6 protein-coding genes are annotated in these 14,577 nt (G+C 52.0%); 2 read left to right on the top strand and 4 right to left on the bottom strand.

Annotated elements, in window-relative coordinates:
- Positions 1–7: 7 nt before the first annotated feature.
- The 4 genes from CA13_RS20700 to malQ all read right to left on the bottom strand — a co-directional run bounded on the left by CA13_RS20700 (position 8) and on the right by malQ (position 7,726).
- Entirely contained in the window at positions 8–1,309 is a 1,302-nt protein-coding gene (locus tag CA13_RS20700) for an MFS transporter (protein WP_146399857.1), read from the bottom strand.
- A gap of 44 nt (positions 1,310–1,353) precedes the next feature.
- On the bottom strand, positions 1,354–3,324 hold the full coding sequence (locus CA13_RS20695) for an alpha-amylase family glycosyl hydrolase (protein WP_146399855.1): 1,971 nt from the start codon (positions 3,322–3,324) through the stop codon (positions 1,354–1,356).
- A 14-nt stretch (positions 3,325–3,338) separates the two neighbouring features.
- Positions 3,339–5,987: an alpha-amylase family glycosyl hydrolase gene (locus tag CA13_RS20690; protein WP_419194634.1), complete on the bottom strand. Its 2,649-nt coding sequence runs from the start codon at positions 5,985–5,987 to the stop codon at positions 3,339–3,341.
- A gap of 101 nt (positions 5,988–6,088) precedes the next feature.
- Positions 6,089–7,726, bottom strand: coding sequence for a 4-alpha-glucanotransferase (gene malQ / locus CA13_RS20685; RefSeq protein ID WP_146399851.1), 1,638 nt, complete (start codon positions 7,724–7,726; stop codon positions 6,089–6,091).
- 1,030 nt (positions 7,727–8,756) lie between these two features.
- Here malQ and CA13_RS20680 point away from each other — a divergent pair.
- On the top strand, positions 8,757–9,500 hold the full coding sequence (locus CA13_RS20680) for a PEP-CTERM sorting domain-containing protein (RefSeq protein ID WP_419194633.1): 744 nt from the start codon (positions 8,757–8,759) through the stop codon (positions 9,498–9,500).
- 244 nt (positions 9,501–9,744) lie between these two features.
- Complete coding sequence (locus CA13_RS20675; RefSeq protein ID WP_146399847.1) at positions 9,745–14,523, top strand: GEVED domain-containing protein; 4,779 nt, start codon at positions 9,745–9,747, stop codon at positions 14,521–14,523.
- The last annotated feature ends 54 nt before the right edge of the window (positions 14,524–14,577 follow it).

Genomic DNA, 14,577 nt, shown 5'->3' with positions numbered 1-14,577 from the left:
CGAACTTTCACTCGTGTTCGGGACTGTAAGGCAAGAATGCCGTCACAATCGCTGCGAGCAAAAGGCAAACGCCACCGAAAACGACCACATGCAAACGATTCACTTCATCGTACTGAGCCAATACTCGGCTCAAAACGATTGCCACCAAAATCTGAGGTATCACGATAAAGAGATTAAAAATCCCCATGTAAACGCCGATTCGACGCTCCGGAAGCGATCCCGCAAGCATGGCATAGGGCATCGACAAAATGGATGCCCATGCGATCCCCACTCCGGTAAAACAGCCCCAAGTCAAAATGGTCGGGTCACGCACAAACAGCAGCGAAGCAAGCCCCAACCCTCCGCAAAACATCGACACGACATGAATCCACTTTGCGGAAACAAAACGACCGATCCAAAGAAACCCAATCGCAGTAAAAAAGGCAACCAAATTATAGGTTGCGAAACAATCGTTCGCTAAATAGATCCCTGTCTTATACAAATCCGATTGCGCGTCGGTTGCGCCAAGAATATCCCTGGCAACCGCAACAGTGAAAAAGATCCACATGCAAAACAATCCCATCCAAGTCAGGAACTGCACGACGGCCAAGTGCTTCATCCGAGAAGGCATGTGACGAAACGCATCGTAAATCTCTGCCATTCCGCTTCTTTTCTGTTTGGTCTCTGCCAACTCTGCTTCGCTTGGAGGTTTTTCACGCGTGCTGATGACGGTCCAAAGCACAGCAAAGAAAAACACGAACGCACCCGCCGTAAACGCAACATGAACCGTTTGCGGAATCGGATGCGCATCGGATGTTGTTGAATCTACCCCGCAGTCCTTTAGCCAACCGGGCAACTTCGACGCAATCACGGCACCTGCACCGATAAAAACCGATTGCATCGCAAAACCAACCGTACGCTGTCGCTCCGGCAGTAAGTCGGCAACGAACGCTCGGAATGGCTCCATGCTGATATTCACCGAAGCGTCTAAAACCCAAAGCAATCCAGCTGCCATCCACAACGCACCACTGCGAGGCATCAAGATCAAAGCGATACTCGAAAAGATCGCACCAAAAAGAAAATAGGGACGCCGACGACCGAGCCAACACCATGTGTTGTCGCTCATGTATCCAACGATGGGCTGGACAATCAAGCCCGTCAGTGGGGCGGCCAACCACAGCAGCGGTAGTTCGCTCTCGCTCGCACCGAGATACTCGTAGATGGCCGACATATTCCCCATCTGCAATCCCCAGCCGAATTGGATTCCAAAGAAGCCAAACGACATATTGCAGATTTGCCAAAACGACAACGCAGGCTTTTCCGTATTCACTGTTGATTCATGGGGTAAGAAGTTTGATTCATCGCCTTGTGCCACTATCGAATATAGATGACAGCCGAAGAGGGCGGGACTTCCACCCGGATCGATGCAGAACTTGCACCCATCATTTCAGTGACCGTAATCTGAATTTCGTCGTCCGATTCAAACGGCCTTACTTGATGAAAGCGATCTCCAGACCGCGCTAATGCCTGTTCGCCATCAGGCCCAACGACCAGCGAAACATGCTCAGCAATAGCCGATTGTTTCGGATTCGCATTGATCGCAACAATCACCGTTTTCGCAGTGTCAATCCCGTCGTCCGTTCCCACGTACCGCGCAAACACATACAACCCGTCATCACTTGACGTACTATCCGAATCGACCCAAAGCGTTGACATTGCCCCCGCATGAAGAGCCTCCTGCTGAGCACGCAACTCACTCAACCGGTTGATAAGTTCAAACGACGCCGTCTTGGTCGCCAATTCGAGCCTCGACGCATCACCGTCTTCACAATAGGTCATCCTGCCCGTCTCGCCATCTTGTTTCAAACGTCCTTTCGAGTCACGCAGCGACGCTTCCGCACCATAGTAAATACAGGGGATTCCTTCGGTCGTCATCAGAATCGCCAAGGCCAAACGATGCTTGACTTCATCGACTTCCGGTACGAGAAAACGATTGAGGCCATCGTGGTTCTCGAAAAAATTGACCATCTTTTGACGCGGTGCAAGTCCATCGACACCGACTTGCGAGTTATAGAACGCCTTCTCTCCCTGCCGATTCAGAGAGTTGGTCGTGTTCTGTAAACCCCATGGATGGCCAAATGAATCCCCTGGTTTGCGAAGATAATCACGAAGATTAAAGCAGAATTGAAAATTCAATAGCGAATCAAGACAAGGTTTCGAGTCTCGTTCACCTGTCTCTGGATTCAGAGAAAAGGTGTATCGCCCAAGAACAAATGGGTTCCCGTCGTAGACTTCGCCAGTAATCAATAATTTCTCAGCCTCTTCGCCAAGTTTGTCGCGAAGTCGGTGCGTGAACTCCGACCAGAACTCATGATGGACGTGTTTCACTGTATCAAGCCTCATGCCATCGATACCAACAACATGGATATAGAAATAGTAGATTTCAACGAACTCATTCACCAACGCGTCAAAATGTTCCGAGTCAGGATGGGTTGCCATATCACGTAGCGAAAAGAAATCACATTTCACTTCTTCGCCATCCGATTTGCCGAGACTATTGGAATTAAATCCGTGCCGACCGTAAATGCGAAATTCGCGAAGCAGACCTGTCGTCTTCACCCTGTGCCCAAGTATCAATTCTTCATCATCAGGATTCGGCGGAACGAGATTCCACTGAGGAAGGTCAACCCACCGAGTGTTCGTGTAGGGATGATTAGAATACGGTGCGATCCATTCGTTTTCACTCGACATATCGAGTTGCTGGTTACCGTTCTCGTCATAGTAAAACAGCGGCCCAATGTGGTTACAAACCGCATCTTGGATAACCTTGATTCCGTGTTCATGAGCAAGCGTGACAAGGTCTTTGTAGTGCATCATCCGTCCATCACGATCATCGGAGTAGGATTTGCCGTCGATCGAAACGGTGCTGGTTAAATGCGGGTCGATATCCAAAAAGTCCTGTGCCCAGTATCCGTGGTACCCGGTTTTGGGTCCGCCTAAATCGTGGGGCGAATGCCAGGCATTTCGAATGGGGGGAGTCAACCAGAGCGTGGTCACTCCAAGCTTATTGAAGTAGCCGCTGCGTAGTGCGATTTCGAGACCTCGAAAATCACCACCGTGATACCGATTAATGTCGTTCTGCGAAGCATCGTAGAGCTGAGGATCGCTTTGCCGGGGAGTATTGTTCGATGGATCACCATCACAAAAACGATCTGTCAGCGCGAAGTAAATAATGTCTTCGTTCCAAGAGCGATCAATCGTGACATCTTCGCCATTGCCATTCGCAACGCCAAGTAACACGATGCCTAGTAGCAGAAGACTTGGTAAACGGTTGAGGACAAGCATGGGTATTACTGTGGCTAAAAGTTAGTCTCGTTCGTCAAAAAAATCTTCATGCTCGCGTGGGGAACGGCAATGTCATGCGTTGCCTTTCCTTTCAGCATCGCATCGTCGGTGTCGATTCCATTTGCAATATCCACTCTCGTCTGATCTGCCACTAAACGCCAATGCACTGAACCAGCATTAACATCTTCAAAAATGCAATCCGTATCACTCGTATTCATCAACACCATGATCCGGTCATTAATGACATAGCCGAGCTGATGGGGGTTCTGTGGCAAAATCCATCGATAGTAGTCCAGTGGTGGCACGTGACCGATACGAAGCACACGTCCGGCATCACTATTGCGAAGTGCAATCAAGCCTTTCCAATACTCGATCATGCTGGCAAAGTCATTCGTTACGGTATCGTCACGTTCAATCCGACCAACATTTGCCCAGACAAACTCATTGGCCGCGCGCAGATTGTAGGTATCTTTTTTGCCGTGATAGACGAGTGGTCCGTCGGGAAGATGTTTCAACAATTTGCCGGGTGGAGCGGAACCTTTGCTACGCATCATTTCCGTCCCGCCGTGGAGTACGACCGGGCCGAGCGAGGTCATCAACAATCCGGCAGCCAATTTGAAACGCCGCTCGTCAACGCCCCGGCGACCATCCCAATCAGTCAGTGCGAAACGATCGGCTAACGCCCAATTATCATGAATATCCAAATAGTTAATGCCGCGATTCGGATGAACTTCATCATCGAAACCGTTGGTCAATGCCAATTGAACGTTCTCTCGTTCAGATCCATTACCCCCGGCATAGCCGCGATCAGTCGCTTTGTTGGTGGGGTCGGCCGTGGGTCCTTTCATTGCGTTGCGTGCATTGTCTTGAAAGAACGTGATCGGAGCGTCTTTCTTGTACCAACTCCACTCCGGATTGAGTGCAACATCGGGGTCACTCGGTGCAATCCACGGTTCGCCGTAAAGAATCACGTCGTCGGGAAGTTCATTACGAAGCCGTGTGAGCGTTTGCTTGTCAATTTGTCCCGCTAGATCAATTCGGAAGCCATCGATTCCAAATTCATTGATCAAGTGTTGGCATTGATCGATCAACCAACGTGCGACCATCGGACGGTCTTCGGTCTTAACTTCGTTACCGAAAGGCCCGATGTGAGAGAGCGTCTCATCGGTACGATAATAGTAAGGCATATCAATAGCGTTGAAGTTGAACAAATAGTGACGACCATCCATGTTCTCGCCTGTGTGATTGGGAACCAAATCGACGATGACAGCGATACCGCGGTCATGGAACGCTTGGACCAAATCGCGAAACTGGTCACGCTGGGCACCATGCGTAGTTCCCTTTTCTCGATAGCGTGTTTCAATGGCGAAGGCGTGCGTTGTGCGGTAGCCCCACTGGTAATTCGACTCACTAACGCCCGCAGCGATCATATAGGGATCCTCGGCGAACGCGGTCTTCCACGTCTCGTCGGGATAATGCAGGTACTCTTGAACCGGCATCAAATGAACGACATTGATGCCTAACTCGCAAAGGTAGTCGAATCCGATCGACTGGCCGAGAAGATTCGTTAGGCCAGGCAACGTCATGGCGGTGAGCGTGCCTTTGAGATTTTCATCAACCGGCAATTGATTTGTAAAATCCTCGACGTGAACCTCGTAGGCGATGACGTCTTCCATCGCCGGACGCCCGTTTCTTAGTGGCGTTGCCGGCTTGGTAGCTTTCCAAACACGACACTTGCCGAAACTATCAACACTGACCCGGGCGTAAGGGTCCGAGACATGAACGGCATGCGTTTCGTAAAAATGGTTGCCTGGATCGTCGGGGCCATGAACCGTGAAGTCATAGTAGACACCGTGCAGGTCACCCGTAACGGTAGCTTCCCAGACGCCATCATCATCCCCATTCATTTGGATCGTTTTCTTGGCAAGTCTGTCTCCGACGCGATCGTATAGATAGAGCCGAACGGCATCAGCCCGCGGTGCGAACAAGCCGAACGTGGTCTGCGATCCATCGTTTGCCACTTGAGCTCCGAGCGGCTTTTGTGATTCGATTTCACGGAACCAGCCGTCGCGTCGACACAACGACCGCAGACCCTTGCTTGGATAATCAAGGTAATAAACCCTGCGGTGATCGATCCGCTCGGCGGCCTGGAGCCGAATCGAATTGTCTGAACTGCGGTCAAGTTCAGCAATCGAAATTCGGGCACCACCGGCATCAACCAAGCTAAGTTCTGATGGTTTGATGGGATGATACGATTCGAATCCTTCAAAGCGAACGGCGATACTGCCATCTCGATTCATTTCCGCACGCAACCGAACGGATTTCTCGCCAGGTCGATGGATCAAATTTCCAGCATGGCGATTTTCCGCCTTGTGATATGGCTCGATCCATCGGCCATCGTCGATGCGGAATTTGAACGGCGACGACGGCGCAATCGTTCGACTGTTTGGGTTTGAGATGGATAGCGTCCACAGCACCGGATATTGCTCGCTTCGCGTCAAGTGCCACTGTGGATCGGTCATATCTTGACTCCACCCTCGGAACTCGCCCGTAACAACAACCCGCGACGGTTCGATTCCATACAATGACGAATCAAAAACAAACATCGTCGTTCCGTTCGCGTAAACGAAGCCATTGTGTTTTTGCTGGAGGGTCAAATCCATTGGATCAATCGGGGGTTGTTGCGGGAGCCTCTCTTGCCCATTTGTCACGGTGACATGGGAAAGCATCAACACAAAGCATAAACAAATCAGACGACAAAGCATCATGAGGACGAACGCGTGTTGGCGAGTGGAGGCATAAAATGAGGGCGAGGAGTTTGAGTGGGGTCAGCCTCAGCTTCGCGTTGCTTCGGTTCGCCCACTCGCGGCCCCCATCCGTTTCGTTCATAAACATTCACTAAGTGCGACAACCGGCTTGCGGTTGATTCCGTGAGCGAATCCTCGGATAGCCGCCAACACCAATTCGCTCCCATCGTCGCGGGTTGGTTCAATCTTGCTTCGCTTCCAAGTCCAAGCACGTCTTGCATTGGGATGATCACGGTATTAGCAACCGAAGCGAGCGCCATTCGTATCAAATCCCACCAAACATCGCCGCACGAATACCCAGCGTATTCATGCAAGAGTTGGCGATCCGATTCCGGATGATTCGCGTACCATCCCCGTACAGTGTCATTGTCATGTGTACCGGTATAGACGACGGTGTTGGCGATATAATGATGCGGCAAGAAATGAGTGCGACGTGACTCGTTACAATCGAAGGCAAACTGCAAGATCCTCATTCCGGGGAAACCATGTCGATCACGAAGTGCCTCGACTTCTGGCGTGATCACACCGAGGTCTTCCGCAATGATCGGGATCTCACCAAGCGATTCGCGTACCGCTGCGAAAACGTCTTCGCCGGGAGCCAAGTCCCAATGTCCGTTGATCGCGGTTGGCTCGTCCGCTGCAATCGACCAACATGCTTGGAAGCCTCGAAAATGATCTAGTCGAACGACATCGACTAATTCCAAGGTTGCTGAAAATCGTTGGATCCACCAACGAAAACCATCGGCCCGCATCGCATCCCAATCATAAAGTGGGTTACCCCAACGTTGTCCCGTCTCGCTAAAGTAATCCGGTGGCACTCCAGCGACTTTGGTTGGGTGTAATTCTTCGTCCAGCAAGAATTGCCCCGGGGACGCCCATACATCACTGCTGTCCAATGCGACGAAGATCGGCACGTCACCAATAAAGCGGACATGACGATCCGAAGCGTACGCTTTGAGTCGATTCCATTGCTCGAAGAAATAGAACTGAAGCACTTTTTCCGCTTCGATTTCTCGTTCGTGCTCTTCGCTCCAACGAGCCAAAGCCTCAGGGCAACGTCGTTTTAGATCGGCATCCCAAAAGACATTCCAAGCCGAATTGGGTGCACCCGATTGGATTGCCAAGCGGTCGGCATGATGTTTGATGGAAACAAACATTGCGTAATCGTTGAGCCACCAGTGAGCTTTTCCACAGAAACGATTAAACGCTTGCCCGCGACTTGGTGGTGCGTTGTCAAGGAACAATTCGGCCGCTTTGCGAAGTCGCGGCAATTTCCATGCTGACACCTTTGCAAAATCAATCACGCGGCTCGAAAACTCTGGTGCATCCGCCAGCAACTCTCCACAATGGTTCTCTTCAGCCATGGCATTGAGATCGATCAGCAGCGGGTTGCCGGCGAAAGCCGAAGTCGATGCGTAAGGCGAGTTGCCATAGCCGGTTGGGCCCAGCGGCAACAATTGCCAATAACGCTGGTTCGCCAGTGAAAGATAATCAACAAATCGGTACGCTGCTTGACCGAGATCGCCGATTCCATGACGGGAAGGCAACGAGGTTGGATGTAGCAGCACGCCACTTGCTCGCTCGGATAATTCCATCTTGCAAAATATCAAATGGGGGTGGGGGTTGTTGATCAACGTACAGGTCGTTTCATCACGCTTCGCTGAATTTTCATCACGCTTCGCTGAATCAAGTCACTCAATCAAGTTCGGCGAAGCGATGAACCTGTCGTTGAGCTAGCGTCTCGGCTGCTTCGTCTGCTTTTCAATTTCCTCCTACTAAGACTGCAATCGCTCAGGCGACCACCCGCAATTCAACCAGCATAAAGCCGGCTCAGAATCGAAGCTTTTCGGTGCTAGTTTTGGCAACCTCACAGCAAGGAACTTCCAACTATCGCGGGACGGTCGGATGAATGAAGATGTTCGTGAAACCCTTGAAGAACCACTGGCAACGTGTCGCCGTTTTTCCCCCGTCAAATTCAGCGATTCCCTGATAGGTGTCAAAGCAGCTGTGTTGAATACCGTCATCCTAAACAGCAAAATAAGCAATGAACACTGCGTTTCCACGTCATTCAACTACGATTCGTTGTCAAATTGCCTCGGGGCTTCAGCCTAGAAAAACCCATCTTTCAATGGGTAAACGCTCGATCCCAGAGGACAAAAACTAAGCATCCTGCACAAGAGTTTCTATTTTTTTCTGAGAGCGCTCGGGGGTGCCATTTCATGACAAAAAATGTTTGGGATCAAAAGGACGATCCGACACCTGTGGCGGGAGGACCTATGGGGTGTGGAACCAACAGAGTCGGAGTGAACGTGGACTCGATTCAGTGTTTTGGGAGTTATCGAGCCTCCTCGCGTTTGCCGCGTTGAGGTGATGAAAGGAGTCAACCGTATTCTGTACCCCATCGCTGAGCGTGACGCACGGCGCGACCTTTACAGAACAGACATCGCCTTTTTCCCAGTGGGATGCCCGGCGAAGGCCAACAGGAAGGCAAGATGGTTGTTGCCGTTTGAATCGACTACAACTACGATTAGAAGGGTGACGCTTACGAGGACACTGTTTTCACTGCGAATCTTGTGTCCCCCAAGCCCTCCCTCCGGTGATTCTGAACGACTAGGAATATCTAACATGTGGAAGCGTTTGTTATCGATTTGCCTCATAACCGGACTGTTGCATCCGGTTGCTTTTGGGGCGATTTACACGGGCAACGGGAATAGCGGGTTTGGTGGTGTGATTGGCACTGGCACGCTCGAATTAGCGCAAGTTGGCACAACGGGCGTGATTAACGGAACGGTGACGAAGGGGACAGCTGATTTCAACGATGAGCTTGTGATCTACCTGAACACGACCGTCGGCGGATTCAATACGACGTCCACGTTCGATGATAATGGCGACACACTTCGTCGAGCTATTTCGGGATTAAGTTTTGACGGGACAAATCGAGCAACTCTCAATTTCAGTGCCGGTTTCGACGCTGATTACGCCATTGCATTGTCTGTAAACGATTTTGACTTTGCCGGCCTTTTTAGCCTGTCGGAAACAGGGGCTCATGGTTTCGTCGCTGACCTTGGCCTCACGCCAATTGATCCATCAGACGCCTCCACTTCCTTCAGTTTCGATTTGGCTTCATTGGGTCTGGCTCCTGGAAACTCATTTGAATTTGTCGGAGCCTACTTGAACGGTGACGATGCATTTCGAGCGGACGAAGCGATTGGCGACGGAATTGCTCCTGGCAATCCTGGTCAAGGGACAACCGTCGCTTATACAGGCTCTCGAACCTTCAGTACGGTTACGGCAGTACCTGAGCCTTCATCGGTTGCATTTATCGCATTGGGTGCGGGCGCGGCAGTACTTCGCCGACGTCGGAGGTAATCGATTCGCGGGCAAAATTGAAAACCTGGCATCTTGGTGCTAGGTTTTTTTGTGCGCGAGAACAAATTCGATAACGGCACCTCCGCGACTTACCCCCCACACGACTTTGACAACGAATCGTAGTCAGAATACGCGGATATTCAGTGTATGACGCGTCCTCTTGGGGATAGGATGGGTTCATAAAGCCGCGATCGCGAAAATTTCGCCACGTTAATTGCATTCCTTATCGATATCCGGGTTCTTCATGCTTCGACTTTTCAAACCATCTCGACGCGATGCGAAACGCAAAAAGTTCCGCCTCGCCATGGAACAACTTGAAAGTCGACGGATGCTGGCTAGCGTTTCGGCTCCCGCAATTTTGCAGTGGTTTGATGGTTCGTTTGACACCATCGAGAGCCGCACGCCCGATATTTTTGACGCCGGCTACGGTACCGTTTGGTTGCCGCCGCCTTCGCGAGCCGATAGCGGTGGTTTCTCAGTCGGCTATGACGTTTACGATCGATTCGATCTTGGACAGCCGGATGATCCGACGCTTTACGGAACCGAAACGGGACTGAGGACCATCGCCGATACGTTCGATGCCGCCGGGGTTCAATTGCATGTCGATACCGTGCTGAACCACGCTGGGTTCACCGATTTAGGTACCTCTGGATTTTATGAATCGGGTGGCTACCCGGGCTTGGCAATCACGTTGCCAAACGCGGTTGATGGTGATTTCCATTCATCGTTTTCCTCGGGGGACTTGGAGGGTCGATTAGCGGGACTGGTTGATATTGACCATACAACGAACTTTCAATTCATTCGTAGCCCCGTTGACCCAGCGGACCCGAATAACTTGCGTCCGGGGGTCACACCGTTCAACGGCAGAGTCGCAAATGTACCAACCGAGGAAAACCGACGTTTCTATCCCGACCGCGATCTCGATCCAATCTACCTCTTTGATCCAGTCACGGGACAATCGGGCATCGCAACCTATCCGTTCAACCCTGACTGTGATTCGTGTGGCGATCCGGTGACTGAGAACGCGCTCGGTTATGAAATGCGGTGGCTGCAATGGTTGGTCCAAGACGTGGGCGTCGATGGGTTCCGCTTGGATGCCGCCAAACATTTTGATCCGTTCGTGATGGACTATTTCGACCGAGCGGTTTATCGATCCAATCCAAGATTGTTACTGGACGGTTCGGTGGACCATGTTTACTCCTATAGTGAAGTATTTGACGGCAACAAAGATGTGCTGCTGTCTTACACAAAAAAGAACATCAACAACTTTGACCCAGGACGTATCGGCGGCAACCGCGACGCATTGGATTTTAGTGCCTTCTTTGCAATGCACGACAAACTTGGTTCCCCCGGGATTTCGAACGCTTGGTACGACGTTCGTGATTCGCTGCTCGACTTGCACGACGATGGTTTACACAACGGCTCAGCAGGCGTGTTGTTTGTCAACAGCCACGATGAATCCGGCCCAGGCTCATTGAATAACGTTGCGCACGCCTTTGCATTGATGTATCCCGGCAACACAGTTGTCTACTTCAACGGAAAAGAGTTCGGCGACAATCGTGATTTCCCCAAGAACGGACGCGGCGATGCGTTGGGCGGAACGTACGGCGACGGGTTGAAACAACTGGTCCAAATCCGCAACACGCACGGCCGCGGTGACTTCCTCGAACGCTGGATCGATAGCGAAGGCTTGTACATTTACGAACGAGAAAGCTCCGCCGTCGTCGGCTTGTCCAACCGAGGTGATGGTGGTTTCGACGAACGCACGGTCTCGGTCGCTTTCGCACCTGGCACCCATCTGGTCGAGTTAACGGGGAACGCATCGAACTCGTTCATCGATCCGTACGATGACATTCCCGACGTGGTAACCGTTTCGGCGAACCAGACAATCAACATACGAGTCCCGCGCAACGCAAACGCAAACGGTGACTTCCACGGCAACGGCTATGTCATTTACGGTTTGGCAAGCCCACAAGCGCTGGCCGGCTTGGAGATCCTCGGCACCAGCAGCGTGTTACCAGGAACGGTTCCCGCAGCCGAAAATTACGCCAACGGTGTTACCCGCTTGAGTGATTTGAACGTGATCTCGGGCGACTCGTTCGATGTTCGTTTGATGACCAACGAAGTTCGGCTGCTCGGACTCGACGCGCTGCGTGACGTGTATGCAGATGGAGATCACGCGATCCTCCGAATTGACGGTGGAACGGATGTGAACGGGAATGGCCAAGTCGATTTCGTCGTTCCTGGCGATGCGGGCTACGGTTTTGAATTATTCGGCGACAAAGCCAGTTCGCTGATCGGCGTGGACGGAATTTCCGGTCCGCGTGGCGATGGCGAATTCCTTCAAACGGTCGATGCAACCACATTGTCCGAAGGTGTCCACTTTGTCGAAGCTCGCGCGTTTCGGCATCGAACCGATGGTGGGCCAGCTGTCTTTAGTGACTTCCGAAAATCGATCTACGTCGATAGGCTTGCACCGCTATCAGCGGTCAAGAGTTTCGAGCCTTGGCAGGAAGGCGTCAATGAGAATCGCGACTTGATCATTCAGTCGCTGGATAAAACTGCGGATTCCGTTCACGTTTTCCTCGACTTGCCCGCCGGACTGTCCGACGCAGAAGTCTTAGCGCTCACCGCTGGTGGCAATGGGAATACAAGACAAATCGATCGCGACCAATTCATCTATGGCTTCTCTGGACTGAGTCATGGCAATCACGCCGTTACAACTGTGACTTACGAGCAAACGGGGACTTTCAATGTCCAGAGGACACCTGGCTTATTCACTTCAACGATCATTGGCAGCGGGCTTGGTGATGTCAATTTCGATGGTGACATCGACTCATCCGATCGCACTCGAATGATGGAACTAGTCGCTGGCAACAACTCCGAGTTCAACGCGGCTGCCGATTTCGACGCTAACGGCTTGATTGACGACGTGGATTTAAGAATTTTCCACGATGAGTTTATTGACCAACTGCGTGGCCCCGTCGATTTCTCCGATTCCCCTGAATCGTTTGTGCGTCCTTACTTTAGCGACCGTGTGACCGCTGGCGAAAACTCGATCACGCTCGAAGTTCCCGGCGGCGACGTCAACCAGCAATCGTCATTCGAAATCCCGTTGTCAGGCTTGTCTCGCAACGATACCGCCAGCGATTCGCTCTACTTCCGTTTTACCGCAACCCCATCATCGCTTGGCGGCGAAGGTTTTGCGGATGCGTTCGCAGGACTTCAACTATGGGAATCCGGCAATGAAGGACTCGGGTTCGGCAACCGATTCGGCACCGAGTTTTGGAGTGCCTTCGGAGCGGCATCCGATCCTTTCAAGTCATCTAACCACGATGTGGCAAGCGAATCTGAAACGATCGCCGAAAATGTGGCTCGGACCTTCTTGGTACGAGTTCAGTATCAAGCCGGAGCGGACGATGCAGTGACCGTGTGGATGCAACCGGGCGATGTGCTGGATGACCTGCAAGACTCGGATGCAACCACAAGCTTCACAGCAGACGCTTCGTTCGACCAGCTTCGACTACGTCTGGGCAGCGATCATGGCGCGGCGATTTGGACATTTTCCAATATCTTCGTCGCGAAGCAGTTGAAGCCAGGGCCGGCGCATCTGCTCAGTAACGATTTGAAATTTGGATTCCTGGTCGACCCCGATGGTGGCCAGCAAACCTCAGCCAATGCGGATGGCGATGATCTCGACGGCAATGATGACGATGACGGGATTCTCTTCAGTGGTCCGCTGGTTGCGGGCACTACGTGGCCCGTTGATGTCGGGGCATCAGGAACAGCAAAGCTTGATGGATGGATCGACTTCAACCAGAACGGCCAATTCGAACACCCGGCGGAACATATTTCCGGTGGCACTTCGCTCGACGTCGCCCTTGGGCTGACTCGCGTTAACGTGATCGTGCCGCCGACCACGGACGCCGGGACGGTGCTGATGCGACTTAGAATCAGCAGCGAGGGCAACTTAACACCAAATTCGTACGCGACCGACGGTGAAGTTGAAGATCATTTATTGCAGGTCATTGATACGGCCCCTGCGGTCAAAAGTGTTCGCCTTGCTTCGACAACTTGGACGACGGAGTTCACTAATGGACTGGATCCGGAACTTGGTTTGGGATATCCAATTCCAACGACGAGCGAACAGCTTGATCCGGTGGTTTGGCCAAACATGGATCGCGTCATCGTCGAGTTTAGCGAAGATGTATCCGAGGGACTCGATGTATCGATGTTCCATCTAAACGGCGTCAATTTACCAAACGTCCCGTTCACGATTACACCGAATGCCGATTCAACGATCGTGACGTTGGTTTTGCCCAGTGGCTTAACGACAGACAAGTTTCGATTAACGATTGAAGATGCAATTCGTGACCGCAATGGAAACCAACTCGATGGTGGACGGTTTGATTTCCGATTTAACGTATTGCCCGGTGACGTAGATGGCGACGGCCTTGTTTCAGGAGGTGACGCCCAACCGATCGGCCCCGCATTTGCGAAGCGTCCAGGACAATTGGGGTACAACGCCCGTGCCGATCTTGACGGTGATGGGTTGGTCAGCGGTGGAGATGCCCAACCGATCGGAACCTATTTTGCTCAGCGGATACCAACGGGTGAACCGGCCGTACCGCCACCAATGCCTGCTTCACTCGTTCTCACAGAGTCTCAGTCCGTCATCGCAACTTCCGATGTGTCCGCTAATCAGGTGGTCGTTGATGCCGAGACTCAGCGGCAACTCGATCGAGACCGCCGAGTCGCCGAACGGCGTGCGCAGAGAGAAGAACGAATGGCCGATCGACGAGCGGAACGCGAACGGTGGATTGCCGAACGTGCCAACAGACGCGCCGAAAGAATCCGGCAGCGGGAAGCACGCCGCGAGAGGATAAAAGCAAGACGACTGGGAAGAGTTATTGAACGCCGCGAGGCGAGAATGAGGGCGGATTCCGGTGTCCCCCAAACAGAAACGTTGTCGGATGCGGCGTTTGCATCACTGGACCGTCAAGAATGGGAATTGTCTTCTTGATATCGAATTTGGTCGCCAATTCGTGTTCGACCAATTATCCTTAAAATTAACGAT

Origin of the sequence: Novipirellula herctigrandis (assembly GCA_007859835.1) — a bacterium.
Lineage (GTDB): Bacteria > Planctomycetota > Planctomycetia > Pirellulales > Pirellulaceae > Novipirellula_A > Novipirellula_A herctigrandis.
The sequence above is the reverse complement of the archived record's forward strand: the minus strand, read 5'-3'. Positions and strand labels throughout refer to the sequence as shown.

Bases quoted from the DNA above. Each gene is read 5' to 3' on its own strand.
- malQ (WP_146399851.1), bottom strand. From the start codon at position 7,726: ATGGAATTATCCGAGCGAGCAAGTGGCGTGCTGCTACATCCAACCTCG.
- CA13_RS20680 (WP_419194633.1), top strand. From the start codon at position 8,757: ATGTGGAAGCGTTTGTTATCGATTTGCCTCATAACCGGACTGTTGCAT.
- CA13_RS20675 (WP_146399847.1), top strand. From the start codon at position 9,745: ATGCTTCGACTTTTCAAACCATCTCGACGCGATGCGAAACGCAAAAAG.
- CA13_RS20690 (WP_419194634.1), bottom strand. From the start codon at position 5,987: ATGGATTTGACCCTCCAGCAAAAACACAATGGCTTCGTTTACGCGAAC.
- CA13_RS20695 (WP_146399855.1), bottom strand. From the start codon at position 3,324: ATGCTTGTCCTCAACCGTTTACCAAGTCTTCTGCTACTAGGCATCGTG.